Here is a 26,286-nt window from a genome sequence, read left to right on the forward strand (position 1 = left end):
CTGAAAAGGCGGTGGGGAGCGGCCCTTCCGGGCGGCTCCCCTGCCTAAGTGACACCAACGATAGTTCCCTGACGGTCCCGCCGCAATCCCTTCGGCGACACTCCGTCACGGGGACGCGACGCGGCGGAGGGAAGATGAACGTCTCGGGTCGGCCGGAGGCCGACGTCCTGATCAAGGCTCGCATCTGCGAGCTGCTGGAGTCGTGGCGCCCCTGGCACCGCCGGCTCTGGGACGTTGGAACGGTCCACGCCATGCGAGAGGCCGTGGAGGCCGCCGACTGGGTGGGGCGGCACGTGCTCTCGTCCAACGCGATGGCCTGGTGCGTCCGGCACTCCCTCATGCCCCGGCTCGCCACCGACAGCGCGCTGCGCGACGGGGAGATCCGCCGGCAGCTCCACCGCGTCTGCAACGCCCCCGTCAAGGCGGGAGCACGTGGCCAGCGGGCGCTCGGCCTGCTCGCCGAGCTGGTCGCGGACGGGTACCTGCGCCGCTGGCGCGACCTCGTCGCCGAGGAACGGGCTCATGTGGAACGTTCCGCCCGCTGCGTCGCCTCCCACATGCTGGACGGCGGGTTCCATCAGGAGTTCCTCCGGCAGCAGGTCCGCGCCCACCTGGACGGCTCCGCCACGGCCGTCGACCTGGTCGAGCTCCTCATGAGCCTGGAGGACCAGGGCGAGCGCGACTACGAGGGCATGGTCGTCGTCCAGGACAAGGTCCCGGCGCCGCAGGCGGCCGTCAAATCGGCCCTCTGGCTGCCGAAGGAGCAGGTGAAGGCCATCCTCGAGGAGGCGTACCCGACGGCCACCGCCGTACGGGCGAGCGGCGGGCTGCTGTTCCGCGTGCGGGCCCGCGACCACATCTCCGCCGCCCACGAGATCACCGAGCGGCTGGACCGCATCCGCAACCGCGTCCGGTACCGCCGCAACCACGTCCCGCTCGACGTCTATCCTAAGATCTTCCTGACCGGCTTCGCGGAGCCGCAGGACTTCCGGCGGGGCGACCCGGCCGTCAACGTCATCTCGCTCGAACGCCGCGGCGTCCTCTACGACCTGCCGGAGGCCGGCACGCCCGGATCGCGCATCGACGACGCCCTCGAACTCGCCGCGGCGCTCACCGAGAGCTCCCCCAGCAAGGCGGTGGCCGGGGCGTGGGCGGCGCTGGAGGCGCTGCTGTTCTGCGACACCGACGAGGCCGACCGCGACGAGGGCCGGGCCGTCGCCGCCGACCGGGCCGCGGCGCTGGTGACGGCCGGCTGGCCCCGGGCCGAGCTGACCAGCCTGAGCTACGACAAGGACATCCTGGCCGCCAGCCCGCGCCTGGCCCGCGACCTCGCCGCGATCGGCGGCAACAACCGGGAGCGGACCCGCCGCATGGTGGAGTGGCTGCGCACCGCTCCTCCGCGCCCGGTGGCGGCCCCGGCCACCGTGGCCGCGTTCGAGCGCGCGACGGAGCTGGCGGGCAGCCCGGCCGCGCCGCTCGGCCGGGTGAACCGCTACCTGCGGGCGAGCTTCCGGCGCCTCTACCGCCAGCGCAACATCGTGCTGCACGGCGGCTCGACCCGCTCTCTCGCGCTGGCCGCGACGGTGCGGACCGCGGGCCCGCTCGTGGGCGCGGCGCTGGACCGGCTCGCCCACGGGCACGCCGGCGTCAGCGCCGCGCCCCTCGACCTGGCCGGCCGCGCCGACCTCGCGCTGCGCATCGCCGGCGACCGGGACGGCTGGCGGCTGCACGAGCTGCTCGGGGCCTGACGCGGCGGGGCGTCGCTCCTCCGGACGCCGGCCGCCGACGAGGGGGCGAGCTTGACGAAGACCGGCAGAACGCGGAGGGCGAGGTCGTGCACGCGGGGCGGCGCGGCTCAGAAGTCGCCCAGTTCCTTGACGAACGCCTCGTGGGTCTGCATCAGACGGCGTTCCATGGCCTGGATCGCGGCCTCGTCAACGGGGGCGGCCACGCCCGCCTCGGCGATCAGCGCCTGCGCCTGGCGGGCGCAGTCGTCCTGGGCGGCGGTGACCGCCCGCAGCAGGTGATCGGCCAGTTCCTGGCTGCCCAGGCGCATCACGCGGGGGTTCAGCTTGATGGAGTCGACCCGGCCGGTGCTGTCCGCGCCCACGACGATCATGCCGTCCGCGGCCGTGCCGGTGCCGCGGACGTCGCCGAGGCGGCTCTGGACATCGGCCAGGCGGCGCAGCGCGGTCTCGGTCTCCCTCGCCACGCGCTCCAGGTCTTCGGGACCGATATCACCGGGATCAAGCACGTTTCGCCCCTTCTTGTCATTTCTGTAACACTGATCACCCCTGACTCGGGACAAAATACTCGATACGCTCATGACGCGTTAAGCCGATGTTTCGTCATCCGCAAAGCACGACGGCGTCTAGGGGGAGAACTTGGCCCAGGACATCCATGTCACGTCCAAGACCATCGCCGACATCCAGCGCAACCTCCGCGAGTACGTCATCCCTGGCCTGGAACGGCTCAAGGGCACGGTGGACAGCACGCACGTGCCCTTCCCCGGCTTCGGCACCCTGGGCCTCGTCCTCGTCGGCAAGTACGACAGCGTCCGCGACGACGTCAAAGGCCACGTGGACGAGGCCATCGAGACCATCGGCAAGTGGATCGAGGCCCTGGAGACGATCAAGAAGAACTGGCGGGACGCCGAGGACGCCAGCAAAGTCGTCTACCAGTGACACGAGGAGGACTGCTTCATGCCCTACGCCGCGCTCCACGCCAAGGCCGCGCTGGACGACCTCAAGCTGGCGGCGAAGTCCGCCCCGGCCATCATGGTCGGCATCACCATCGCCACCACCGCCATGGCGAACCTGCCGGCCATGGGCGACGCCAAGGCCAACTGGAACTCGCTGGCCAAGGCTCTTGAGGTCGAGTACCCGGGCCTGATCGGCAACGCGGTCTTCCTGTCGCGGGCGGGCTGGATCGCCGACGACCGCGAGGAGTTCCTGAACGCGGCCAGCGTCTTCGGCGGCGACCTGCAGAAGCTCAGCGGGCTCTGCTACAACATGGAGTCGCAGGTCGACCAGGTGCGCGACGCCTACGCGGTCTACTGGATGCAGATCGGCGTCCTCGCCGCCGCCGTCCTCGGCTACATCGTCGCCTGCCAGGCCATGAAGGCGACGCCCTACATGCGCGCGGCGGGCGACGTCCTGCTCCAGCGCCTGAGCGCGCTCACCAACTCCATGATCGCCCAGAAGACGAAGGTCCTGTACGGCTTCCTCGCGGTGGCGGGCGGCACCCTCGCCACCAGCTCGCAGTCCATGGGCCAGCTCTTCAACGTCCAGCCGACGCAGGGCGCCGCGATCGACTTCGAGCGCGCGGTCATTCACACCACGCCGCCCTCGCAGTACCTGGCGCCGAAGCGGGAGCTGCCCGCGCCGCCGGAGAAGAAGGGCCCCTGACCCGGGCCCACGGGCCGGGAGGGCGACAAACGACGAGACCGTCTGGCGGGCCAGACGGTCTCGTGTGTGCTGGTGCGCCGCCAGGGACTCGAACCCCGGACCCGCTGATTAAGAGTCAGCTGCTCTGACCAACTGAGCTAGCGGCGCCTGCAGGAAGGAATATACCGGTCATCCCCATCCTGGTCGAATCGGCCGTGGCGGCCGCCCTGTTGCTAGAATATAGTTCGGTCTGCAGACAGGAGCATCGATGTTCGACTCGCCCGCCGACGTGACGGAGCGGCTCGCCGCCGTGGACTACCTCTCCGACGAAGCCATCTCCACCTCGGTGTTCCTGGCCGCGGCGCTGGGCAAGCCGCTGCTGGTGGAAGGCCCGGCCGGGGTCGGCAAGACGCAGCTCGCCAAGGCGGTCGCCGCCGCGACCGGGGCCGAGCTGATCCGGCTGCAGTGCTACGAGGGCCTGGACGAGGCCCGCGCCCTGTACGAGTGGAACTACAAGAAGCAGCTCCTCCGCATCCAGGCCACCAGCCAGGACGACGACATCTTCACCGAGGAGTTCCTGCTGGAGCGCCCGCTGCTCAAGGCGATCCGCTCCGAGCGGCCCACCGTCCTGCTCATCGACGAGACCGACAAGGCCGACGTCGAGGTGGAGGGCCTGCTGCTGGAGCTGCTGTCGGACTTCCAGGTGACGATCCCCGAGCTCGGCACCATCGAGGCCAGGCGGCGGCCGTACGTGGTGCTGACCTCCAACGCCACCCGCGAGCTGTCGGAGGCGCTCAAGCGGCGCTGCCTCTACCTGCACATCGAGTACCCGACGCCGGAGCGCGAGCGCGACATCGTGCTCAGCCAGGTGCCGAGCATCCGGGCCGACCTCGCCGAGCAGCTCGCGCGGACCGTCGCGACGCTGCGGGCGCTGGAGCTGAAGAAGGCGCCGTCGGTGGCCGAGACCGTCGACTGGGCCAACACCCTGCTCGCCCTCGGACGGGAGGAGCTGGACGAGGCGACCGTGGCGGGCACCCTGGGCGTGGTGCTGAAGCACGCCGCCGACCACACGCGGGCGGTCAAGGAGCTGGGGCTCCCCGATGCCTGAGCAGGGGTCGCTGGTCGACCGGCACGTCGGCTTCGTGCGGGCGCTGCGCGAGGCCGGGGTGCCGGTGTCGGTGGCCGAGGGGCTGGACGCCGCCAACGCGCTGCGCGTGGTCGAGCTGGCCGACCGGGAGTCGCTGCGGGCCGCGTACGCGGCGACGCTGGTCAAGAAGCCCGCCTACCGGCCGGGGTTCGACGTGCTGTTCGACCTGTGGTTCCCGGCCGCGACCACCGGCCTGCGGGCGGCCGCCCCCGAGCGGCCGGTGGACCCGGAGACGGCGACGGTCGAGGAGCTGCGCGCGTATCTGGCCCGGCTGCTGACCGACGGCGGCGAGGCCGAGCTGCGGGCCTTCGCCCAGGCCATGGTGGGCCGGTTCGGGCGGCAGCAGGCGTCCGGCCCCGGGCGGCAGAACTGGTTCTCCTACAGCGTCCTGCGCGCCCTGTCCCCCGAGACGCTGATGGCCCGCATCCTGCGCGAGGTCCTGGCCGGGCAGGAGCGCGGCGGGCTGGCCGAGAAGACCGCGCGGCAGCGGGTCAACGCCGGGATCCGGCGCTTCGAGGAGGAGGTCGCGACCGACGTCCGCCGCCGCATCGCCGAGGACTCCGGCGTCGAGCGCATCGCCCGCTCCGCCGTGCGTCCCCCGCTCGACCAGATCGACTTCCTGCGCGTCACCAAGGCCGACCTGGCCCGGCTGCGCAGGGAGGTGCACCCGCTGGCGCGTCGGCTCGCGGCCCGGCTGACGATCAAGCACAGGAAGGGCCGGCGCGGCCGGCTCGACTTCCGCCGCACCGTGCGGGCCTCGCTGCAGAGCGGCGGCGTGCCGCTGACCACGCACTTCAAGCCGCCGCGCCCGCACAAGCCGGAGCTGGTCATCCTCTGCGACACCAGCGACTCGGTCTCGTCGTTCGCGCACTTCACGCTGCTGCTGACGTACGCGCTGCGCGAGCAGTTCACGAAGGTGCGGGCGTTCGGCTTCGTCGACACCGTGGACGAGATCACCCGCTTCTTCCAGCCGGGCGCCGACGTGGTGGAGGCCATGACCCGGCTGGCGAACGAGGCCGACATGGTCCGCTTCGGCCGCACCAACTACGGCCACAGCCTGGAGCGCTTCGCCGAGCGCTACGGCGACGCGATCGGCCCGAAGACCTCGCTGCTGATCCTCGGCGACGCCCGCTCCAACTACCAGCCGCCCGCCCTCGACCTGCTGAAGTCGCTGGCCGCCAAGGCCCGCCACGCCTACTGGCTGAACCCGGAGCCCCGGCAGCAGTGGGACACCGGCGACTCGGTGGCGAGCGACTACGGCACGATCGTCCCCATGTCGGAGTGCCGCAACGTGGCCCAGCTCACGGCGTTCATCGAGTCCATCGCCTAGTCCCGCGTCGCGGCGGGCGGCCCGGACGCCGTCGTGCCGCCGTTCGCGGGGAACGGCGGCACGACCAGCGTTCCGGCCGGGGCCTGGCCGGCGCTGCGGGTGAAGGCCCTAAGCGGCGGCCTTGAGCAGCTCTTTGGCCGCGGTGCGGGTCAGCAGCTCGATCTGCTCGTCGGTGTAGACGCGGCCGGGGACGGCCCGGATGACCTTGGCCGCCACCCGCGGCTTGAGCACGGTCAGGCCCTCGGCCACGAAGACCCCGCCCTTGGGCAGCAGGCCGCAGTGCACGGCGAGCATGGGCGAGATGGTCACCGGGATGCCCGTCTCGCGGCTCAGCAGGTCGCCGAAGGACTCGGCGGTCCGCACCAGGCCCTGCGCGTACTTGGAGCCGTACTTCTCGCCGAAGAACAGGCGGCCGGCGTAGACGTTGATGTCGGTGTCGGGGCTCCAGGACTCGTTGTCCACGACCCACACCCCGGCCGGGCCGATCACCAGGTGGTCGATCGACGCCTCGCCCTTGACCGCGCGGCCGTCCAGGACGGTGTAGCCGTGCCTGGCCAGGGAGCGGCGCAGCAGGCGGGCCGTGATGGCCTCACCGTGCTTGGCGCCGCGCCACACGGCGGTGGCGTGGAAGGCGCGCCAGTCGAGGTACCAGTCACCGGCCGCCACCAGGGCGGCCACCAGGACCCCGATCAGGACGGAGGCGGCCGCCGCCTCGAAGCGCAGGGCCACCGCGACGCCGATGACGAAGCCCACGCCCGCCTTGACGTACCTGGATCGGCGCCTGTTCTGCGCGTCCTCGCGCCAGAGTTTCTCGTACCACCATTGCGCGGAGTTTCCTGTGTACTTGTCGCTTGGCTGCACGTAGATCGAGCCACCGGGCACGGCAAACTCCCCGAGAAGAGTAGGAAATGTACAGGATCTGCCACGCCGAAGATCCCTCGCCGGTCAAGGGATACCCGTCCCCAAACCAAGGCAAGCCTAAGGTGAGGTCTTTAGCACCGGCAAGACGGCCTGCCACTCCGGTGCGACCGACCAGTCGGTATGCTGACCCGGTGACCAAGGGGGACCATGTGAAAGAGGAACCGGTCCGGCAGCGGCTGCTGGCCGAGGCGACCCGGCTGTTCGCCGAGCGCGGCTTCGAGGGCACCTCCGTGCAGGAGATCGTCGTGGCGGCAGGCGTCACCAAGGGCGCCATGTACCACTACTTCGACTCCAAGGACGACCTGCTGCGCGAGATCTACGGCCGGGTCCTGCGCATGCAGATGGACCGGCTGACGCAGATCGCCGACGGCCCCGGCACGGTCGAGCAGCGCCTGCACCGCGCGGCGGCCGACGTCGTGGAGACGACGACGGCCAACCTCGACGACTCCAAGATCTTCTTCCGGTCGATGCACCTGCTCGCCCCGGAGACGCAGAAGATCGTCCGGGCCGAGCGCCGCCGCTACCACGAGCGCTTCCGCGACCTCGTGGCCGAGGGGCAGCGCGCCGGCGTCCTGTCGAGCAAGGTGCCGGCGGAGCTGGTCGTCGACTACTTCTTCGGCTCGGTGCACCACCTGGGCACGTGGTTCCACGTCGCGGGGCCGCTCACCGGCGCCCAGGTGGGCAGGCACTTCGCCGACCTACTGCTCGCCTCCCTCGGGGCCGGGGACGTCGGCGAGTGAGGCCAGCGCCTCCCGGTGGTCGCCGGGCGTGCCGAGCGCGATCTCGGCCGACTTGGCGCGCTTGAGATAGAGGTGCACGGGATGCTCCCACGTCATCCCGATCCCGCCGTGGAGCTGCAACGCCTCCTCGGCCGCCCGCACCGCCACGCCGGCGTTCCACGCCTGCGCCACGGCCACCGAGACCGCCGAAGGGTCGGCCACCGCGTTGCGCGCCGCGGCCCGCGCCCGTACGACGTCCAGCCACAGGTCGGCCAGCCGGTGCTTGATCGCCTGGAAGGAGCCGATCGGCCGGGCGAACTGGTGGCGCTCCTTGACGTAGGCGAGCGTCGTCTCCAGGCACCACTCGGCCACGCCGAGCTGCTCGCTGGCCAGCAGCGCCGCGCCGAACCGCAGCGTCGCCGCCAGGTCGCAGGCGCCCACCCGGCGGCCCTCGGCGCGGTCGAGGGTGACCGTGGCGACCGGCCGGGTCAGGTCCAGTGACGGCACGACCTCGGCCGCCACCCCCTCGACCGCGTACAGGTCGCCGTCCACCGGCACCAGCAGCACGTCGGCGACGTCCGCGCCGGCCACGCCGGTGACGGTCCCGGACAGCCGCCCGCCCTCGGCCCGCACCGACGAGCCCCGCCCCGGCCGGTACGGCGAGGCCGCGAACGACACCGCGAGCGCCGCCGTGCGCCGCCCCTCGGCCAGCTCGCCGAGCAGCGCGTCCCTGGTCGGCAGCAGCGCCCGGGTGGCCAGCACCGCGCTGGTGAGGAACGGCACCGGCGCCACCGCCCGGCCCAGCTCCTCCAGCACCACGCCCGCCTCGCCGGCCCCCGCCCCGGCGCCGCCGAGCTCCTCGGGGATCAGCAGCCCGGCCACGCCGATCTCGCCGGCCAGCGTCTTCCACAGGTCCAGGTCCGTCGGCTCGGACTCGACGCGCTTCAGCACGGCGGCCGGCGGGCAGCGGTCGGCCAGCAGCGCGCGCACGCTCGCGCGCAGCTCCTCCTCGACCTCGGAGTACAGCAGGGTCATCGCGGCAGGTCCTTCCAGGGCACGTCCTTGTCGACACGGGGTTCCGAGGGCAGGCCGAGCACCCGCTCCGCGATGATGTTGCGCAGGATCTCGGACGTGCCGCCCTCGATCGAGTTGCCCTTGGCGCGCAGGTAGCGGTAGCCGGGGCCGCGGCCGAAGAAGTCGACGTCCTCCGAGCGGCGGAACGTCCAGTCGTCGTAGCCGAGGTCACGGTGGAACTCGACGTCAAAGCCGGACAGCGCCTGGTTGAGCCGGGCGAAGGACAGCTTCATGCCCGACCCCTCGGGCCCGGGATGCCCGGCGACGAGCTGCTCGCGCAGCCGCGCCCCCGACAGGCGGGTGACCTCGGCCTCCACCCACAGCGACAGCAGCCGCTGGTGCAGGTCGTTCGTGCGCAGCTCGGGGTGCTCGCGCCAGGCGTTCAGCACGGTCGCCATGACGCCGCCGCCGCGCCGGCTGGGGCCGCCGCCGATGGCCACGCGCTCGTTCATGAGCGTGGTCTGCGCGACCCGCCAGCCGTCGCCGACCTCGCCGAGCCGCAGGTCGTCGGAGAGCCGCACGCCGGTGAGGAAGACCTCGTTGAACTCGGCCTCGCCGGTGATCTGCCGCAGCGGGCGCACCTCGACGCCGGGCGCCTGCATGTCGCACACGAAGTACGTCATGCCGCGGTGCTTCGGGACGTCGGGGTCGGTGCGGGTGACGAGGATGCCCCAGCGGGCGTGGTGGGCGCCGGAGGTCCACACCTTCTGGCCGTCCACGACCCACTCGTCGCCGTCGCGGACCGCGCGGGTGCCGAGGGTGGCCAGGTCGGAGCCGGCGCCGGGCTCGCTGAAGAGCTGGCACCAGATCTCCTCGCCGGTCCAGAGCGGACGCAGGAAGCGGCGCTTCTGCTCCTCGGTGCCGAACGCCAGGATCGTCGGCGCGGCCATGCCGAGCCCGATGCCCTGCTTGCCGCCGTTGATCTGCGGGGTGTCGGCCAGCTCCCGCTCCACGACCTGCTGCAGCTCGCGGTGCGCGCCGAGCCCGCCGAGCCCCTCGGGGAACCACACCCAGGCGAGCCCCGCGTCGAACCTGGCCCGCAGGAACTCCAGCCGGTCACCCGCCGGATCGTGCTCCTCCAGGAACCGGGCGACCCGCTCCTTGATCTCCGCCTCGTTCAATGTCTCACGTGCCCTCTCTCTGTGTGGCCCCCGTCAGGGTTTGCGGCGACTACATCCACTTCTTCAGCTCGCGATAGGCCAGGGAGCGCTTGTGCACCTCGTCGGGGCCGTCGGCGAGGCGCAGGGAGCGGGCGCCCGCCCAGAGGGCGGCCAGCGGGAAGTCCTGGGAGACGCCGCCCGCGCCGTGCACCTGCACGGCCTTGTCGAGGATCCACTCCACGGCGATCGGGGTGGCGATCTTGATGGCCTGGATCTCGGTGTGGGCGCCCTGGTTGCCCGCGGTGTCCATGAGCCAGGCGGTCTTGAGCACGAGCAGCCGGAGCTGCTCGATCCTGATGCGGGACTCGGCGATCCAGTCCTGGATGACGCCCTGCTGGGCGACCGGCTTGCCGAAGGCGGTGCGCGACAGGGCGCGCCGGCACATCAGCTCGACCGCCCGCTCGGCCATGCCGATGAGGCGCATGCAGTGGTGGATGCGGCCGGGGCCGAGGCGGGCCTGGGCGATGGCGAAGCCGCCGCCCTCCTCGCCGATGAGGTTGGCCACCGGGACGCGGACGTCCTCGAAGACGACCTCCGCGTGGCCGCCGTGGTCGGCGTCGGTGTAGCCGAAGACCTGCATCCCCCGCTCGGCCCGCAGGCCGGGGGTGTCGCGCGGCACCAGGATCATGCTCTGCTGGCGGTGCTTGGGCGCGTCGGGGTCGGTCTTGCCCATGACGATGAAGATCTTGCAGTTGGGGTTCATCGCGCCGGTGATGAACCACTTGCGGCCGTTGATGACGTACTCGTCGCCGTCGCGGACGATGGAGGTGGCGATGTTGGTGGCGTCGGAGGAGGCCACCTCGGGCTCGGTCATCGCGAACGCCGAGCGGATCTCGCCGTCGAGCAGCGGTCGCAGCCATTCCTTGCGCTGCCACTCGCTGCCGAACATCGACAACACCTCCATGTTGCCGGTGTCGGGGGCCGCGCAGTTGGTGGCCACCGGCGCGATGGACGGACTCCGGCCCATGATCTCGGCCAGCGGGGCGTACTGGAGGTTCGTCAGCCCGGCGCCGTGCTCGCCGGGCAGGAACAGGTTCCACAGGCCGCGCTTCCTGGCCTCGTCCTTCAGGTCGTCGAGCAGCGGCGGGGCGCTCCAGCCACTGGTGGCCGCCTGTTCCTCGAAGGCGGACTCGGCCGGGTAGACGCACTCGTCCATGAAGCGGAGCAGGCGCTCGCGCAGGTCCTCGGTGACTTTGTCATAGGCGAAGTCCATGCGGTGAGCCTACCGACCGGCCGGTATGACTGTCGACAGGTGGTCTCTCACAAAAACCGTCATGTGGTCATCATCGCGACAATCCTCGCCACCTAGAGTGACCGTCATGACCAAGAAGCTCCCCGACCCCGTGGTGCTCGAGAACGACGTCGTCCGGCTCGAACCGCTCACGCTCGCCCACGTCCCCGACCTGTTCGCCGCCGGTGGCGGGGACGACGAGGTGTGGCGATGGCTGCCGGTCGCCACGCCGCGCGACGAGGAGGAGCTGGGCAAGACCGCGCTCGCGCTCATCCACGACGACCGGCACGTCCCGTTCGCCGTGGTGCCCAAGGACAGCGGCCGGGCCGTCGGCTGGACGACCTACGCCGACGTGCCCGGGTTCGAGGCCAGCGTCGAGATCGGCTGGACCTGGTACGGCCGCGCGGTCTGGCGCACCGCCGTCAACACCGCCTGCAAGCTGCTGCTCGTCGAGCACGCCTTCGCCCTCGGGTACAACCGCGTCCTGCTCAAGACCGACGTGCTCAACGTGCGCTCGCAGAACGCCATCAGGCGCATCGGCGGCGTGCACGAGGGCACGCTGCGGCGGCACCGCGAGCGCCCCGACGGCACCTGGCGCGACACCGTCGTTTTCGGCATCCTCGAAGAGGAGTGGCCGGAGCACCGGGCCCGGCTGCTGAACCGCTCGTAGAGAGGCGGCGTCCCATCCCGCATGACTGACCGGCTGGGCGGCTACTGCCTCGGCGCGCGGCTCGACGGCGGCGGACGGGTCGCCGTCCACGAGGCGTACGACGAGGCGGGCGAGCGGTACGCGCTCGCCGCGCCCGCCCTGGGCGACGTCGCGGCCGCCCGCCGGGTGCGCTCGCTCTCGGTCGCCGCCGTCGTCGCCGCCTGCCCCGAGGCGGAACCGCCCTACCTGGTCAGCGAGTACGTGCCGGGGCCGACGCTGCGGCAGGTGGTGGCGCGGCACGGGCCGTACGCGGGGGACGACCTCTACCGGCTGGCCGCCGCCACGGTCACGGCGCTGGCGGCGGTGCACGAGGCGGGGACGGTGCACGGGGGGCTGACGCCGGACCGGATCGTGCTGGGCGCCGAGGGCCCCCGCCTCACCGGCCTCGGCCTCACCCCACCCCTCCCCGCTCCCGCCGATCCCCAGGATCGCGTCCACGACGGCCGCGCGCCGCGGGCCGGCCCCCTGTCCACCCGCGGCGCCACCCCTGAGGACGAGGGCGGAGCGGCCGGGGACGTGTCCGCCTGGGGCCGGCTGATGCTCTTCGCCGCCTACGGGCCCGACCGCCCCTCCGACGGCGGCGAGCGCCTGGACCGCCCGCTCCGCGCCCTGGTGGCCGCCGCCCTGCACCGCGACCCCGACCGCCGTCCGCCCGCCCGGCAGCTCCTGCTGTCCCTGCTCGACGTCCCCCAGTCCCAGCAGGGCCGGCTGCTGCCTCCCGAGCCGGTGGACGACCCGCCGCTCGGCGACCGTGCCGAGGCCGTCTACCGGCGGCTCGACCCGGCCGAGCAGGACCTGGTGCCCGAGGTGTTCCTGCGCCTGGCCGGGCCCGAGCCCGGCACGGTCGCCTCGGCGGCCCGCGGCGACCTGGTGGCGGGCCGGGGCGAGGAGGAGGCGGCGGCCATCGGCCGCGTGCTGGCCGCGTTCGCCGCGGCGGGCCTGCTCACGGAACAGCCCGGCACGGCCGGGGGCACGGCCGGGGACGCGGTCGGGGGCACGGTCGGGATCGGTTGTGCCGCTCTTCCCCGGGCCTGGCCGCGGCTGCGGGAGTGGCTGGACGGCGAGCGGGACGGCCTCGCCGTGCACCGGGAGCTGGCGGGCGCCGCCCGGCGGTGGGAGGCGGGCGGCCGGCGGGAGGCCGAGCTGCTGCGCGGCGAGCCGCTGGAGCGGGCGCTGGCCTGGGCGGCCGGCGGGCGGCGGCGGGTGACGCTGAGCGCGGGCGAGCAGTCCTTCCTGGACGCGGCCCTCACGCGGAGCCGCCGCCGCACCCGCCGGGCCCGCCGGCGCTGGACCGCCGTGGCCGCGCTGCTGCCCCTGGTGCTGGCCCTCGGCCTCGGGCAGGCGCTGGCGCAGCGCGGCGCGGCCGAGGCCCGCCTGGAGCTGGCGATGGCGAAGGTCGCGGCCTCGCGGGCGGAGCAGGTGCGCCCCGCCGACCCGGTGACCGCGCGGCGGCTGAGCCTGGCCGCCTGGCGGCTGGCGCCGGCCGTTCCCGAGGTCCGGCGGGCGATGGCGGCGGTGGACCCGGCGGTGGCGGCGTTCGCCGACCCGGCGGCGGGGCCGCGCACGCTGCACGCCGTGAGCGGCGACGGGGCGCTGCTGGCCGCGCTGGAGGAGGACACGCTCCGGGTGTACGACGTGGCGACCGGCCGCGAGCTGGCCCGTACGGCGGGGCCGGAGCAGAGCGTCCGGGCGCTGGCCTGGTCCCCGGACGGGCGGACGCTGGCGCTGGTCGGCGTGGACCGCTCGTACCTGTGGACGCCGGGCTCCCCCGCCGTCGGGCCGCCGTTCGGGCGGGGGCTGGGCGCGCCCGGCGAGCAGGCGGCGTGGTTCAGCCCGGGCGGCGGGCTGCTGTTCGCGGCGGCCCGGCAGTCGGGCGAGCGGTGGGCGTGGGACCTGCGGGCGCGCCGGGCGGCCTTCGTCGGCGAGTACGCGGTGGTCGGCCCGGCCGACCGGGTGGCGCTGGTGTTCGCGGGCCGCCGTTCGCAGCTGAGGCGGGACGGCCGGGCGACGCCGGCGGCCTGGCTGGACCGGATGCCGTGGGAGTACACGGCGTTCGCGCCGGACGGCCGCCGGGTGGCGATCGCCGAGGAGAGCGGCATCCAGGTGTACGGCCTGGACGGCGTGCCGGCCGACGCGCCCCGATTACGTCCCTCGCCCGCGTACCTGCGTTTCAGCCCCGACGGGCGGCTGCTGGCCGCGACGGACGACGAGCGGGTCCGGGTGTGGCGGCTCGGGTCGATCCCGTGGCTGGTCGCCGAGCGGGCGGTGCCCGCGTCGGGTGCGGACCGGCCGGCGCGGGCCGTGTTCACGCCCGACGGGCGGCTGCTGCGGGTGCTGGCCGGGCGCGGCGTCGTCCTCACGCTCGACCTGGAGCCGGCGCCGCCGCCCCGCGATCCCGCCGCGCACGTCTGCGCCCGTTACGGCCCGCTGTCCCCGCAGGAGTGGGCCAGGCACCTCCCTGAGCTGCCCTACCGCCCGACCTGCTGAACCCCCGCCGTCCGGCCCGCCCGCACGGCCCGCCCGCACGGCCCGCCCGCACGGCCCGGCGAGCAGGCCCGGCGAGCAGGCCCGGCGAGCAGGACCGGCACAATGGCCGGCATGAGGCTCGACCATCTCGTGTACGCCACCCCCGACCTGGACGCCACCGTCGCCGAGCTGGAGCGGCGGCTCGGCGTCCGGACCGCCGAGGGCGGGCGGCACCCGGGGCTCGGCACCCGCAACCGCCTCGTCGGGCTCGGCGGCCGGAGCTACCTGGAGGTCATCGGGCCGGACCCGGAGCAGCGGGCGCCGGCCGGGCCGCGGCCGTTCCTGATCGACGAGCTGACCGAGGCCACGCTGGTGACCTGGGCGATCGCGGTCGAGGACATCGACGCCGCCGTCGCGGCGGCCCGCGCCCGCGGGTACGACCCGGGCGAGCCGCGTGACATGTCGCGCCGCACCCCGTCCGGCGACCTGCTGGCCTGGCGGCTCACCCCGCCGCAGCGGGCCGGGCTGGTGCCGTTCCTCATCGGCTGGGGCGCGGCCCGGCACCCGACCGAGAACGACCTGCCGCAGGCCGAGCTGGTGTCGCTGACCCTCGCCGCCCCGGACGTCGAGCCGCTGCGCGCGGACCTGGCGGCGGTCGGCGTGACCGACGCCCGCCTGGCGCGGGAGGCGGCGCCGCGCCTGGTCGCGGTGCTCGCGGGCCGCTACGGGAACGTCACGCTCGGCGGGAGCGGGCTTCAGCCGTAGAACTCAGCGCAGCATGCCCGCCAGCAGGTCCTGGACGGCCTGCTCCAGCTCGCCCAGGGTGGGGGTGGCGCCGGCGCCGGCGATCGCGTCGAACATCAGGCCCTCGGCGAAGGCCACGAGCTGCCGGGCGTGCCGCGCCGGGTCGGCCGAGCCCAGCGCGGTCAGCAGCGCCACGGCGGGGTCGCGGAAGCGGCGGCCCGCGCGGTCGTAGATCGCGCGCAGCTCGGGGCGGCGGGTGGCCTCCAGGGCCAGCTCGTAGCGGGCGAGCGTGCGCCCGCGGTCGCCGAACTGCACGTGCAGCGCCCCGGCGAGCAGCCGGGACACCTCGGCCCGGTCCACCGGCTCGCCGCCGGTCGCGGGGCCGGGTGCGCCGCCGGGTGCAAGGCCGGGCACCGCCGCCTTCAGGACCGCCGCCTCCAGCTCGGTCAGCCGGGCGAGGGTCAGCTCCAGCAGCGCCGCCCGGGTGCGGGCCAAGTTGGACGTGGAGCCGGGCGGCAGGCCCGCCGCCTCGTCCACCGCCCGGTGGGTGAGGCCGCGCATGCCGCGTTCGGCCAGCAGGGCGATGGCGGTGTCGGCGACGAGGTCGGAGCGCTTCACGGGAGTCGATACTACAGCGGTAGTGCGACCGGACTACAGGCGTAGTACGCTGACACTACAGACGTAGTGAACGGGAGGCGCTGACATGCCGCAAGCTGTGGTCGTGGGAGCCGGGATCGGCGGGCTGACCAGCGCGGTCGCGCTGCGACGACAAGGGTGGGAGGTGACCGTGCTGGAACGCGCCGCCGCGATCGAGCCGGTGGGCTCCGGGCTGGCGATCGCGGCCAACGCCCTCAAGGCGCTCGACACGCTCGGCCTCGGCGACCGCGTCCGGGCGTTGTCCCGGGTGCAGGGCCAGGTGGGGATCAAGCGCGCCGACGGGCGGTGGCTCACGCACACCACCCCCGAGGCCGCCGAGGGCCGCTACGACGACTCGGTGGTCGTGTTGCTGCGGGCCACGCTGATGGAGGTCCTGACCGACGCGATCGGCCCGGACGCCCTGCGCCTCGGCATCGGCGTGAGCGAGGTGGACCCCGAAGGCGGCGTGGTCAGGACCGAGGCCGGCGAGGAGCTGCGGGCCGACCTGGTGGTGGGCGCGGACGGCATCCGCTCCCGCACCCGGCAGGCGTTGTTCCCCCGGCATCCCGGGCCGGCGTACTCGGGGGTGACGGCCTGGCGCGGCCTCGTGCCCCGGGGCGAGCTGGAGATCCGCAGCACCGAGAGCTGGGGCAGGGGCCTGGTGTTCGGGGTGAACCTGCTGGCCGGCGACCTCGTCTACGTCTACGCCACCGACGTGTCACCCCCGGGCCTGGCGGGCGGCGACGAGCGGGCGGAGCTGATCCGCAGGTTCGGCGGCTGGCACGACCCGATCCCGGCGCTGCTGCGGGCGGCCGACCCCGCGCTGATCATCCGCAGCGACGTCCACCACCTGGCCGAGCCGCTGCCCGCCTACCACCGAGGCAGGGCCGTGCTGGTCGGCGACGCGGCCCACGCGATGACCCCGAATCTCGGCCAGGGCGCCTGCCAGGCCATCGAGGACGCGGTGGTGCTGGCACACGTGGCCGGTTCCGGCGGACCGGCCGCCTACACGGCGGCGCGACTGGCGCGGACGCGGAAGATGGTGCGGCGCTCGTGGGCCGTCTGCCGGGTCACCAAGGTGCGCAACCCGCTCGTCGCGGGGCTGCGGGACGCGGCGGTGTCACTGGGCACGCGGCTGGTGCCGGACCTGCTGGTGCGCTCGCTGGACGAGGTGCTGGGCTGGCGTCCGCCGGGGCAGGAGGCGGCGCCCGGCGGGGTGGTCAGCTCGCGTCCGAGGCGGCCGTGATCGCGGTGGCCGGGGAACCGGAGGCGGTGGCCGGGGAACCGGGGGCGGCGGCCTGAGCGCCGGGCGAGGCCGGGAGCTGCGCGGCCGGACGGCTGTGGTCGGGGGCCAGGCGGCCCAGCGTGACGGTGCCGCCGATGGTCAGCGCCGCCGCCAGCACGGCGGGCACGGCCGTGCCCGGGCTGGTCGGCAGCGGCTCGCCGAGCAGCAGCGCCCCGGCCAGCACCGAGGTGATCGGGTCGATGACCTGCACGCCGGCGTACGCGATGCCGAAGTAGCCCACCGCGTACGAGCGCTGCAGCAGCACCACGGCGCACACCAGCAGCACCGGCACGGCCAGGGTGAACCAGTGGACGAGCCGCCCCCAGTCGCCCTCCAGCCCGCCGCCCACGACCCGCACGAACGTCGACACGCTCGCGGTGACCACGCCGGCCCCGACCGACAGCGCCATGGCCCGCCCCGGGCCGTGCATGCGGGCCGCCGCCACCTGCGTGACCAGCACGATCCCGCCGATCACCGCCAGGAACCCGAGCGCGGCGCCGTCGCCCAGGTGAGGCGTCACGTCGTGCTCGGGAACCAGCAGCATGAGCCACAGCAGGCCCACCGCGACCGCGAGCGAGCCGAGGATCTCCGCCTTGTAGGGCCGGCGCCCGTACATGAACGCGGCCAGCGGCACGGCGAACACCAGCGTCGCCACGCTGATCGGCTGCACCACCACCAGCGGGGCGAGGCTGAGCGCCACGGCGTGCAGGCAGGCGCCGGTGAAGCCGATGACGCCGCCGATCCACCAGCGGGGGCGGCGCACCAGCTTGAGCGAGGCGCCCTCGGTCACGGCCTCGTACTGCTGCAGGGCGGCGCCGAGCGCGTAGCCCAGCGCTCCCACCAGGGCGATGATCAAGCCGGCCCAGGTCATGGGCGCCCACGCAGGGGTACGGATCCTTCCACGAGCATTGCTCCAGCTTAGGAGGCGCGCGGAGCGGACGAATCATACTTTAGGCGGATCATTGCCTAGATATCGCCTGCCACCTGCACGGACATCTTCCCCTAGGAGTATGCCCGGCCCCCCGAGAGGACGCGAGGCCGAGAACCGCCCCACGCCCGGGTCTCCTGAAGGGACGGAGGCGAAGCGCCGCCCCACGCCCGGCCCTTCCGTGTTGCGAGGAGGTGGAGGGGTCAGGAGGGCTCGGGGCAGACGCAGAAGGCGTGGCCGGCCGGGTCCTGGAGGACGATCCAGCGCACCCCCTCCTCCGTCACCCCGGGCTGGAAGTCGGGCCGGGTGGCGCCCAGCTCGACGTACTCGGCCGCCGCCTTCTCCACGTCCGGCACCCGGAAGTCGAGGTGGAACTGCTTGTTCGGGCTGGGCCAGGTCACGGCCTCGCGCTCGGGGAGCTGCCCGAAGTAGATGTTGAGGCCGTCGCCGTCGCTCACGGCGGCGTACTCGTCCGTCGCGTAGGTGATCTCCCAGCCGGTGATCTCGTGGTAGAACTCGGCCAGCTTCTTGGGCTCCGGGCAGTCGAGGCTGACCGCGAGGAGCTTCGCCTTCGTCGTCATGTCCGTCAGCCTTCCAGCCGTACCTGCCACCTTTTGTCAGGTACGTCACGGAACACGGAACACGGAAAACGGAAAGGCGAAGGGCCGCGCCCACACCGGGGCACGGCCCTTCTCTTGCGGCGTGTCAGGAGTTACCGCGGAAACCCGCCGTAGTAGTCCCCAAGGCGGGCCCGGTACTCGGGCTCCTTGAACCTGCCCTCGTCGAACTCGGGCGCGTCCTTGATCTCGGCCTTGGTGCGCGCGACGTAGACGTTGCGCTCCTGAGGGTCGATGCTCGTGACGGTCTGCGCCGGGAGCATGACCTTCTTACCGAAGATCCAGGGGCCGGTGTCGACGATGATGTAGCTCTCGCCGACCTCGTACGTCGCCTCGTCGACGGACCCGATCTTGCCGTCCGTCGCCTGCACGTGGTAGCCCACCAGGTCCAGGCTCTGGCCTCGGTCGTAGACTTCAGGTCGATAGTCCCAGAGCTCCATGGGAAGCTCATCCTCTCTCTTCCGTGGTCTCGTTCCTCGGGCTCGTGTCCTCTACCCGGTCACGAACCCCTAAACGCGCGGCAAAGCCTGACTCTCCTGACAAACGACCGTCAGAGGCACGTCGGAGCGCCAGGGGCGGATACGATCCGCGCATCGGACCGACCGTGACAAGGGGGTCAGGTGAGTCTCGACAGCGCCCAGGAATGGGCTCCACCAGGCGTGGACCCCTCGCGGCCGAGCGTCGCCCGGGTGCACGACGCCCTGCTCGGCGGCCTGGAGAACTTCGCCTCCGACCGCTCCGTGGCCCGCAGGCTGAAGGACGCCGTCCCCGAGGTTGTGGACCTGGTCTGGTGCAACCGCGCGTTCATCGGCCGGGTCGTGGACTTCCTGGTGCGCGAGGCCGGCATCCGCCAGATCGTCGACCTCGGCGCGGGGCTGCCCACCGTGGAGAACACGCACGAGGTCGCCCAGTTCGCCGACCCGCGCTGCCGGGTCGTGTACGTCGACCTCGACCCCATGGTCGAGCCGCACGCCCGCGCGATCATGAAGGGCAACCCGTACGCGGACGCGATCACCGCCGACGCCCGCGACGTCGCCGCCGTGCTCGGCCACCCGTCACTGACCCGGCTCATCGACCTGGCGCAGCCCACCGCGATCATGGCCATCGGCCTGCTGCACCTGTTCTCCGACGACGAGGACCCGCACGGCCTGGTCCGCCGCTACATGGCGGCGCTGCCGAGCGGCAGCTACCTGGCCGTCTCCAACTTCATGGCCTCCCCCAGCCCGCAGGCCAAGGCCCTGGAGGTGCTGCTCCAGGCCACGATGGGCACCGGCTACTTCCGCGAGCCCGAGGCCATCGCGGCCTACTTCGACGGCCTGGTGCTGGAGGAGCCCGGGGTGGTGCACTTCCCCGAGTGGCGGCCCGACGAGCGGGTGCCCGGGCCGCTCGCTCCCTGGGAGGAGCTGCTGCTCGGCGGCGTCGCCCGCAAGCCGTAGGCGCTAGGGTGGGGCTCGTGCCGCGACGTCTGATCTGCTCCCCGCCGCCCGCCCGCTAGCGGGCGGCCTCTCCTGAGTTCTCCGGGCCTGACCGGTCCGGGGGTGGTTGCTGCCCGCGTACGGGCCCCTTTCCACCACCTCCTCCGGAGAGCTCCTGTCATGACCCATGTCACCGCCCGGCGGGGCGCCCTGTACGTGTCCGTGGCCGCCACCGCCTGGGGCACCGGCGGCGCGGCCGGCTCCCTCCTGTTCGAGACCGGCGGGCTCGGCCCCGTCGGCGTGTCCCTGTGGCGCTACCTGCTCGGCGCCGCGTTCCTGCTCGCCCTCACCCCCCGCGCCGCGCTCCCCCACCGGCTCCCCCACCGGCTCCCCCGCCGGCTCGGCTGGCGGATCCTGCCGGTCGGGGCCGGGATGGCCGTCTACCAGACGGCGTACTTCGCCGCGATCGCGCACGCGGGCGTCGCGACCGCGACGGTCGTCACCATGGGCGCCACGCCCGTCTTCGCCGCGCTGGGCAGCCGCTTCCTGCTGCGCGAGCGGCTCGGCGGGCTCGCGCTCGGCTCGCTGGCCGCCGCGCTGGCCGGGCTGGTCCTGCTCACCGCCGAGAGCGCGACGCAGGCGCGCGCCTCGGTCGCCGGGATCGGCCTCGCGCTGGTCTCGGCCGCCGGGTACGCCGGCGTGACGCTGTTCTCCCGGCACCACCGCGACGACCCGGCGGGGACGGCGATCGGCGGCTTCGTCGTGGCCGCGCTCTGCCTGGCGCCGTTCGCCCTGACCGGCCGCGTGGCGCCGGAGCTGAGCCTGGCCTCGGCGGCGCTGCTGCTCTACCTGGGCGCGGTGCCGACGGCGCTGGCGTACGGGCTGTTCTTCCGCGCGCTGACCGCGCTCCGCGCCACCACCGTCTCGATCATCTCACTGGGCGAGGCGGTGGGCGCGGCGCTGCTCGGCGTGCTGGTGTTCGGGGAGCGGCTGACGCCCGTGGCCTGGTGCGGGTGCGCGTTGCTGCTGGCCGCGGTGGCGGTGCTCGCGGCCCGGCCCGAGACCGGCTGAGGCGGGCCCGGGAGCGGTGTGACGGCGCGGGCCGCGACATGGGTTAAGGTCCGGTACGGCGGCGCGTGCCGTGCCGTCGCTGCGCTCCCACCCCGCCATCGGGGGAACGGTGTCGGCGAAGCGTGCGTTGGAGGAACTGTGGCCTCACTCAAGGGAATTTTCAGGAACCTCCTGGACCGTCCGGGCGGCGTTCCCCTGACCCCCTACCAGAAGGTCGTCAAGGCGGCCGGCGAGCGCGCCGAGCGGGTCAAGGAGCTCGCCGAGCTGCCCCGGCCCGGCATGGACGACCTGGCCGGGTTCTGCGCGGTGGCGCGCGAGGCCGCCGACCGCACGCTCGGGCTGCGCCCGTACGACGTGCAGCTCCTCGGCACGCTCGCGCTGCTCGACGGCAAGGTGGCCGAGATGGCGACCGGCGAGGGCAAGACCCTGTCGGGCGCGATGGCCGCGGCCGGCTACGCGCTGCAGGGCAAGCGGGTGCACGTCATCTCCGTCAACGACTACCTGGCCAGGCGCGACGCCGAGTGGATGGCGCCGTTCTACGAGGCGCTGGGCGTCAGCGTGGGCTGGATCGACCAGAACTCCACGCCGGAGGAGCGGCGGGCGGCGTACGCGAAGGACGTGACGTACGGGCCGGTCAGCGAGATCGGCTTCGACGTGCTGCGCGACCGGCTGCGCACCGACGCCGCCGAGATCATCGTGCCGGCCCCCGAGGTCGCGGTGATCGACGAGGCCGACTCCGTCCTGGTGGACGAGGCCCGCGTGCCGCTGGTGATGGCCGGCGCGGCCGACCCCGGCGACGCGGTGCCGGAGATGGCGGCGCTGGTCAGGCAGCTCGTCCGCGGCTACCACTACGAGATCGACGAGCAGGCCCGCAACGTCTACCTGACGCAGAAGGGCGCCGACAGCGTCGAGAACCTGCTCGGCGTCGAGCTCTACGACGAGAACGAGCCGGGCGCGCTCATCGAGCTCAACCTCGCCCTGCACGCCCACGCGCTGCTGACCCGCGACGTCGACTACATCGTGCGCGACGGCAAGGTGCAGCTCATCAACCCCTCGCGCGGCCGGGTGGCGGTGCTCCAGCGCTGGCCCAACGGCCTGCAGGCGGCCGTCGAGGCCAAGGAGGCGCTGCCGCCGAGCGAGAAGGGCGAGATCCTCGACTCGATCACCGTGCAGGGCCTCATCCGCCGCTACCCTCAGATCTGCGGCATGACCGGCACGGCGGTCGCGGTCAGCGAGCAGCTCGGCGAGTTCTACGGGCTGAAGGTCGCGGTGATCCCGCCCAACCGGCCCTGCGTGCGGAACGACGAGCCCGACCGCGTCTACCCGACCGGGCCCGACAAGGACGCGGCGCTGGTGGAGGAGATCCAGGAGGTCCACGCCACCGGCCGGCCCATCCTCATCGGCACGCTCGACGTGGCCGAGTCGGAGAACCTCGCCAAGCTGCTCCAGCGGCGCGGCATGGAGCCGGTCGTGCTCAACGCCAAGAACGACGCCGAGGAGGCGTCGATCATCGCGCGCGCCGGCGAGCGCGACGCGATCACGGTCTCCACCCAGATGGCCGGGCGCGGCACCGACATCCGGCTCGGCGACGGCGTGGCCGAGCTGGGCGGCCTGTACGTCATCGGCTCCGGCCGGCACGCCAGCAGCCGCCTGGACGACCAGCTCCGCGGCCGGGCCGGCCGCCAGGGCGACCCCGGCGGCTCGGTGTTCTTCGTCAGCATGCAGGACGACCTCATCACCCAGTTCGTCCCCGACGAGCGCCCGCCCGCGGCCGACCCCGACGGCATCGTGCGGCACCGGCGCGGGGCGTACCTGGTGGGGCACGCCCAGCGCGTGGCCGAGGGCGTCAACCTGGAGATCCACCGCAACACCTGGCGCTACACCCGGCTGCTGGAGCAGCAGCGCGAGCTGATCCTGGAGTGGCGCGACAAGGTGCTGCACGGCGACGCCGCCTCCAGGGCGCTGGAGAAGGCCGATCCCGGGCGCTGGGCGGAGCTGCCCGAGGACACCCGGGACGAGACGGCCCGGCAGATCGTGCTGCACGCCATCGACACCTGCTGGACCGAGCACCTGGCCTTCCTGCAGGACCTCCGCGAGGGCATCCACCTGCGGGCGCTCGGCCGGATGTCGCCCGTCGACGAGTTCCACCGCGAGGCGGTGGCGGAGTACAAGGCGCTGCTGGCCGAGGTGGAGCGGCGTTCGCTGGAGGCGTTCGAGTCTCCGGAGCCGGACCTGAAGCGGCCGTCGGCGACGTGGACCTACCTGGTGCAGGACAACCCGTTCGGCACCGAGTGGGACCGCATCCTGCGGCGGGTCAAGAACGCCGCCCGCCGCGGCTGATCAGCGCACGCGGGGCAGCACCTCGCGGGCGTAGAAGTCGAAGAAGGCGTCCTGGTCCTGGCCGATCTGGCTGACGTAGACCTCGTCGAAGCCGGCGTCCACGTACTGCCGGATGGCCTGGACGTGCGTCTCGGGGTCGGGCCCGACGGGGCTGCCGCCGACGGCGTCGTCCTCGCTCACCATCTCGGCGAGCTGCTCGAAGTGCCGCGGCAGCGGCAGGAGCTGCGAGGCCTCGCCCTTGATGCCCTGGGTGGGCCACAGGCGGTGCACGGTCTTGCGGGCCGTGGCCTCGTCGGCGGCGTAGCACGCCTTGAGGCCGCCGCAGACCGGCTTGCCGGCGCCGCCGGCGTCGCGGTAGCGCTTGACCGCGTCGGCGTCCGGCATGGTGGTGATGTAGCCGTCGGCGATGCGCCCGGCCAGCTCGGTCGACTTCTCGCCGAAGCCGGACATGAGGATGGGGGCCGGCTCGTCCGGCAGCGTGTAGAGGCGGGCGGTGTCGACGTTGTAGTGGCGGCCGCGGTGCGTCACGAGCTTGCCGGTGAACAGCTCGCGCATGATCTCGACGGCCTCCTCCAGCATGTCCAGCCGCTCGGCGAGCGGGGGCCAGCGGGAGTCGACGACGTGCTCGTTCAGCGCCTCGCCGGTGCCCACGCCGAGCCGGAAGCGCCCGCCGGTCAGCGCCGCGCTGGTGGCGGCGGCGTGCGCGATGATGACCGGGTGGGTGCGGACCAGGGGGCAGGTCACGGCGGTGGTGATCGGCAGGGACGTGGCCTCGGCCAGGGCGCCGATCACCGACCAGACGAACGGGGCCTGGCCCTGCTCGTCCAGCCAGGGGTGGAAGTGGTCGGAGATCCACAGGGCCTCGAAGCCGGCGCGTTCCGCGGCCTTGGCCTGGCGCACCAGTTCCTTCGGGCCGTGCTCCTCACTCGACAGGAAATAGCCGAAAGTCGTCATAAATCTCCCCTGCCCCTTAAGGCGGGGAAAAACATGTTATGGGGTCGCGGCTGAGGGCAGTGATGGGCTCATGGCTACTTTGCTCTGGATCATCGCGGTAATCCTCGTCATCGCCGGGATCTATGTGATCCTGGCCCGGCGCGACCTTCTCTGGGGGATCGTGCTCATCGTCCTCGGGTTCCTGGTCGGCCCGGGTGGCGTCAGCATCTTCAATGTCTAGGGGCGTCGTCCGCCCGCACAGCTCCATCCGACCAGTGCCGCTGGGCCGGTCTTCGAGAACGGCCCAGCGGTTCCATCATGTTTGTTTTGCTGAAATATCGTGTGCAGTGCACCTCTTGGCCGTCACTTCGGGCATGAGAGGTGAGTGAGCAAGTATCCGCCGTTCGGCCGCTACGAGACCGGAGCGGCCACGGCGCGAGTGCGTGAGCAGCTCGCCAGGCTGCGGCACCGCATGCGCAACGAGGCCATCCTCGACGAGGCCACGGCACGGCTCGCCACCGAGATGAACATCCGACCGGGCGAGGCCGCCGAGCAGCTCGCCAGGATGGCCCAGCACAGCGGCCTCGACCTGGTCGAGGTCGCCAAGGGCATCGAACGCCCGCACGAGGAGCCGCCTGCGCCCCAGGACGTCCCCGTGTGGGTGCGCAGCATGCTGGAGGCCGTGCACGCCTCGGCCATGTACCTCACCCCCGTCACGGACGACGCCGGCCGGGTCGTCGACTTCCGCATCCTGGCCGCCAACCGGCACGCCAGGACCCCCGCCGGCATCACGGCGGACGAGCTGTCCGGCCGCCGGCTCATGGCCGCGAGCCCCGGCGTGGCCGGCTCCGGCCTCGTCGACGACTACATCGGGGTCTACGAGAGCGGCGAGCCGGTGCACCGCGAGCCGATGGAGTTCGTGGAGGTCGTGGACTACCTGCTCTGGCCGGCCACGCTCAGCGTGCGCGCGGCCCGCGTCGAGGACGGCCTGCTGGTCACCTGGCGGCAGCTCGACGACGAGGAGCTGCTGGTCTCCGGCTGGGAACGCGCCCAGCGCCTGGCCGAGCTGGGCTGGGGCGAGTGGAACCTGGCCACCGAGCGCACGCTCTGGACGCCTCAGATGTATGAGATGTTCGGCCGCGACCGCGCCGACGGCCCCATGGCGCTGGAGGACCTGCCGAGCGTGGTGGTGCCGGAGGACCTGCCGATCGTCGAGGACCAGATGCGCTCGCTGCTGCAGTACCGCGAGGCGGTCGAGACCGAGTACCGCATCCAGCACCGGCACGGCGTGCGCCACCTGAGCATCCTCAGCGAGCCGATCCTGGACGGCGACGGCCTGCCGGTCAAGGTGCGCTGCCTGGCCCAGGACGTCACCAGGAGCCGCCGCAGGGAACGCGCCCTCGCCGTGGCCCATGAGCAGACCCTCTCCCAGCGCCGCCGCGCCGAGGAGGAGCACCGGGTCACCGTGCAGCTCCAGAACACGATCCTGCCGCTGCGGCGCGGCCTGGTCCACCTGCCGAACCTGACCGTCGGCGTGCGCTACCTGCCCGGCGAGCACCTGGCGCGGCTCGGCGGCGACTGGTTCAAGACCCGGCACATCCCGGACGGCCGGGTGCTGCTCTGCATCGGCGACGCGATGGGCCACGGCCTGACCGCGACCAGCATCATGCTCCAGATGCGCTCGGGGCTGGCCGGGCTGGCCTACACCGGCGCGTCCGCCGGGCAGCTCACCACCTGGCTGAACGACCTCATCGTGCACGGCAACGAGGGCGTCACCGTGACGGGCACCGCGATCATCGGGCACTTCGACCCGCGGGAGCGCACGTACTGCTGGACCAACGCCGGCCACCCCACGCCGCTGCTCATCAGGGACGGCCGGGCCGAGCCGCTGAGCGGGCAGCCCGGCATGATCCTCGGCGCGTTCGACGCCGCCGAGTACCGGACCACGCTGACCCGGCTCGAACCGGGCGACGTGCTCGTGCTCTACACCGACGGCGTCGTCGAGCGGCGCGGCGCGGACCTGGAGGAGGGGATCGCCGCCCTGGTCCAGGCCGCGCACTTCTGCGTCGGCGACGATCCCGAGGAGATGATCGACTGCCTGCTGCGGCGGCTCGGCGGGGACAGCGCCGAGGACGACGTGTGCGTCCTCGCGGCGCGGGTGCTCTGAGCTGATG

At 73.2% G+C, this 26,286-nt stretch carries 25 protein-coding genes and 1 tRNA gene; 15 read left to right on the plus strand and 11 right to left on the minus strand.

All coding sequences use genetic code 11. From position 1 onward, the window contains the following. Positions 1 to 134: 134 nt before the first annotated feature. The gene (locus MF672_RS02040) at positions 135 to 1,748 is read left to right on the plus strand and encodes a hypothetical protein (RefSeq protein ID WP_242382645.1); all 1,614 of its coding nucleotides are present in this window, start codon (positions 135 to 137) and stop codon (positions 1,746 to 1,748) included. A 107-nt stretch (positions 1,749 to 1,855) separates the two neighbouring features. Here MF672_RS02040 and MF672_RS02045 read toward each other — a convergent pair whose 3' ends face one another. Then, a complete protein-coding gene (locus MF672_RS02045) occupies positions 1,856 to 2,254 on the minus strand; it encodes a YbaB/EbfC family nucleoid-associated protein (protein WP_242382646.1) in 399 nt (132 codons plus the stop codon). A gap of 130 nt (positions 2,255 to 2,384) precedes the next feature. On the opposite strand from MF672_RS02045, the gene MF672_RS02050 reads away from it, so the two are divergent. Together MF672_RS02050 and MF672_RS02055 are read left to right on the plus strand one after the other, a co-directional pair. Continuing rightward, complete coding sequence (locus MF672_RS02050) at positions 2,385 to 2,684, plus strand: hypothetical protein (protein WP_242382647.1); 300 nt, start codon at positions 2,385 to 2,387, stop codon at positions 2,682 to 2,684. Positions 2,685 to 2,702: 18 nt separating this feature from the next. Beyond that, positions 2,703 to 3,407 carry a hypothetical protein gene (locus MF672_RS02055; protein WP_242382648.1) on the plus strand — a complete coding sequence of 235 codons (705 nt, stop codon included), beginning with the start codon at positions 2,703 to 2,705 and terminating at the stop codon, positions 3,405 to 3,407. A 70-nt stretch (positions 3,408 to 3,477) separates the two neighbouring features. On the opposite strand, the gene MF672_RS02060 is transcribed toward MF672_RS02055, so the two are convergent. After that, positions 3,478 to 3,554: transfer RNA gene (locus MF672_RS02060), tRNA-Lys, on the minus strand. Positions 3,555 to 3,654: 100 nt separating this feature from the next. Here MF672_RS02060 and MF672_RS02065 point away from each other — a divergent pair. Then, positions 3,655 to 4,494, plus strand: a complete 840-nt coding sequence (locus tag MF672_RS02065; RefSeq protein WP_242382649.1) for an AAA family ATPase — start codon at positions 3,655 to 3,657, stop codon at positions 4,492 to 4,494. Further along, positions 4,487 to 5,863 carry a vWA domain-containing protein gene (locus MF672_RS02070; RefSeq protein WP_242382650.1) on the plus strand — a complete coding sequence of 459 codons (1,377 nt, stop codon included), beginning with the start codon at positions 4,487 to 4,489 and terminating at the stop codon, positions 5,861 to 5,863. The genes MF672_RS02065 and MF672_RS02070 overlap by 8 nt, the downstream gene beginning before the upstream one ends. Before the next feature lie 108 nt (positions 5,864 to 5,971). Here the strand turns inward: MF672_RS02070 and MF672_RS02075 are convergent, their stop codons facing one another. Further along, complete coding sequence (locus tag MF672_RS02075) at positions 5,972 to 6,745, minus strand: nuclease-related domain-containing protein (protein WP_242382651.1); 774 nt, start codon at positions 6,743 to 6,745, stop codon at positions 5,972 to 5,974. Between the two features lie 188 nt (positions 6,746 to 6,933). Here MF672_RS02075 and MF672_RS02080 point away from each other — a divergent pair, with 188 nt between their 5' ends. Continuing rightward, positions 6,934 to 7,524 (plus strand): TetR/AcrR family transcriptional regulator, encoded by a 591-nt coding sequence (locus MF672_RS02080; protein WP_242382652.1) that lies wholly within the window; start codon positions 6,934 to 6,936, stop codon positions 7,522 to 7,524. Here the strand turns inward: MF672_RS02080 and MF672_RS02085 are convergent. From MF672_RS02085 to MF672_RS02095, 3 genes are read right to left on the minus strand one after another with little or no spacing between them, the layout of a single operon-like run. Continuing rightward, a complete protein-coding gene (locus MF672_RS02085; RefSeq protein WP_242382653.1) occupies positions 7,483 to 8,538 on the minus strand; it encodes an acyl-CoA dehydrogenase family protein in 1,056 nt (351 codons plus the stop codon). The two genes, MF672_RS02080 and MF672_RS02085, sit on opposite strands and share 42 nt — an antisense overlap. After that, positions 8,535 to 9,698, minus strand: a complete 1,164-nt coding sequence (locus MF672_RS02090; RefSeq protein WP_242382654.1) for an acyl-CoA dehydrogenase family protein — start codon at positions 9,696 to 9,698, stop codon at positions 8,535 to 8,537. The genes MF672_RS02085 and MF672_RS02090 overlap by 4 nt, the downstream gene beginning before the upstream one ends. 49 nt (positions 9,699 to 9,747) lie before the next feature. After that, the gene (locus MF672_RS02095) at positions 9,748 to 10,950 is read right to left on the minus strand and encodes an acyl-CoA dehydrogenase family protein (protein WP_242382655.1); all 1,203 of its coding nucleotides are present in this window, start codon (positions 10,948 to 10,950) and stop codon (positions 9,748 to 9,750) included. 106 nt (positions 10,951 to 11,056) lie between these two features. Between MF672_RS02095 and MF672_RS02100 the strand changes: the two genes are divergently transcribed. From MF672_RS02100 to MF672_RS02110, 3 genes are all read left to right on the plus strand, one after another. Further along, positions 11,057 to 11,638, plus strand: coding sequence for a GNAT family N-acetyltransferase (locus MF672_RS02100; RefSeq protein WP_242382657.1), 582 nt, complete (start codon positions 11,057 to 11,059; stop codon positions 11,636 to 11,638). A gap of 21 nt (positions 11,639 to 11,659) precedes the next feature. Beyond that, the gene (locus MF672_RS02105) at positions 11,660 to 14,164 is read left to right on the plus strand and encodes an nSTAND1 domain-containing NTPase (RefSeq protein WP_247815142.1); all 2,505 of its coding nucleotides are present in this window, start codon (positions 11,660 to 11,662) and stop codon (positions 14,162 to 14,164) included. Positions 14,165 to 14,275: 111 nt separating this feature from the next. Beyond that, the gene (locus MF672_RS02110; protein WP_242376064.1) at positions 14,276 to 14,908 is read left to right on the plus strand and encodes a VOC family protein; all 633 of its coding nucleotides are present in this window, start codon (positions 14,276 to 14,278) and stop codon (positions 14,906 to 14,908) included. A 3-nt stretch (positions 14,909 to 14,911) separates the two neighbouring features. Here MF672_RS02110 and MF672_RS02115 read toward each other — a convergent pair whose 3' ends face one another. Next, on the minus strand, positions 14,912 to 15,505 hold the full coding sequence (locus tag MF672_RS02115; protein WP_242376065.1) for a TetR/AcrR family transcriptional regulator: 594 nt from the start codon (positions 15,503 to 15,505) through the stop codon (positions 14,912 to 14,914). A gap of 85 nt (positions 15,506 to 15,590) precedes the next feature. Between MF672_RS02115 and MF672_RS02120 the strand changes: the two genes are divergently transcribed. After that, entirely contained in the window at positions 15,591 to 16,769 is a 1,179-nt protein-coding gene (locus tag MF672_RS02120) for an FAD-dependent monooxygenase (protein ID WP_242376067.1), read from the plus strand. Here MF672_RS02120 and MF672_RS02125 read toward each other — a convergent pair. From MF672_RS02125 to MF672_RS02135, 3 genes are all read right to left on the minus strand, one after another. Continuing rightward, positions 16,744 to 17,679, minus strand: coding sequence for a DMT family protein (locus MF672_RS02125; protein ID WP_242376069.1), 936 nt, complete (start codon positions 17,677 to 17,679; stop codon positions 16,744 to 16,746). The two genes, MF672_RS02120 and MF672_RS02125, sit on opposite strands and share 26 nt — an antisense overlap. Positions 17,680 to 17,939: 260 nt before the next feature. After that, entirely contained in the window at positions 17,940 to 18,317 is a 378-nt protein-coding gene (locus MF672_RS02130; RefSeq protein WP_242376070.1) for a VOC family protein, read from the minus strand. A 131-nt stretch (positions 18,318 to 18,448) separates the two neighbouring features. Next, positions 18,449 to 18,793 carry a PRC-barrel domain-containing protein gene (locus MF672_RS02135; protein ID WP_242376071.1) on the minus strand — a complete coding sequence of 115 codons (345 nt, stop codon included), beginning with the start codon at positions 18,791 to 18,793 and terminating at the stop codon, positions 18,449 to 18,451. A 180-nt stretch (positions 18,794 to 18,973) separates the two neighbouring features. On the opposite strand from MF672_RS02135, the gene MF672_RS02140 reads away from it, so the two are divergent. The 3 genes from MF672_RS02140 (at position 18,974) to secA2 (ending at position 23,179) form a co-directional block, all read left to right on the plus strand. Further along, complete coding sequence (locus MF672_RS02140; protein WP_242376072.1) at positions 18,974 to 19,789, plus strand: SAM-dependent methyltransferase; 816 nt, start codon at positions 18,974 to 18,976, stop codon at positions 19,787 to 19,789. Between the two features lie 159 nt (positions 19,790 to 19,948). Then, on the plus strand, positions 19,949 to 20,839 hold the full coding sequence (locus MF672_RS02145) for a DMT family transporter (RefSeq protein WP_242376073.1): 891 nt from the start codon (positions 19,949 to 19,951) through the stop codon (positions 20,837 to 20,839). 138 nt (positions 20,840 to 20,977) lie between these two features. After that, complete coding sequence (gene secA2, locus MF672_RS02150; RefSeq protein WP_242376075.1) at positions 20,978 to 23,179, plus strand: accessory Sec system translocase SecA2; 2,202 nt, start codon at positions 20,978 to 20,980, stop codon at positions 23,177 to 23,179. On the opposite strand, the gene MF672_RS02155 is transcribed toward secA2, so the two are convergent. Beyond that, positions 23,180 to 24,133 (minus strand): TIGR03557 family F420-dependent LLM class oxidoreductase, encoded by a 954-nt coding sequence (locus MF672_RS02155; RefSeq protein ID WP_242376076.1) that lies wholly within the window; start codon positions 24,131 to 24,133, stop codon positions 23,180 to 23,182. Positions 24,134 to 24,203: 70 nt separating this feature from the next. On the opposite strand from MF672_RS02155, the gene MF672_RS02160 reads away from it, so the two are divergent. Together MF672_RS02160 and MF672_RS02165 are read left to right on the plus strand one after the other, a co-directional pair. Then, complete coding sequence (locus MF672_RS02160) at positions 24,204 to 24,353, plus strand: GPGG-motif small membrane protein (RefSeq protein WP_020543887.1); 150 nt, start codon at positions 24,204 to 24,206, stop codon at positions 24,351 to 24,353. Positions 24,354 to 24,497: 144 nt separating this feature from the next. Further along, positions 24,498 to 26,279 carry a PP2C family protein-serine/threonine phosphatase gene (locus tag MF672_RS02165; protein ID WP_242376077.1) on the plus strand — a complete coding sequence of 594 codons (1,782 nt, stop codon included), beginning with the start codon at positions 24,498 to 24,500 and terminating at the stop codon, positions 26,277 to 26,279. Positions 26,280 to 26,286: the final 7 nt, after the last annotated feature.

The organism is Actinomadura luzonensis, assembly GCF_022664455.2.
Taxonomy (GTDB): Bacteria; Actinomycetota; Actinomycetes; order Streptosporangiales; family Streptosporangiaceae; genus Nonomuraea; species Nonomuraea luzonensis.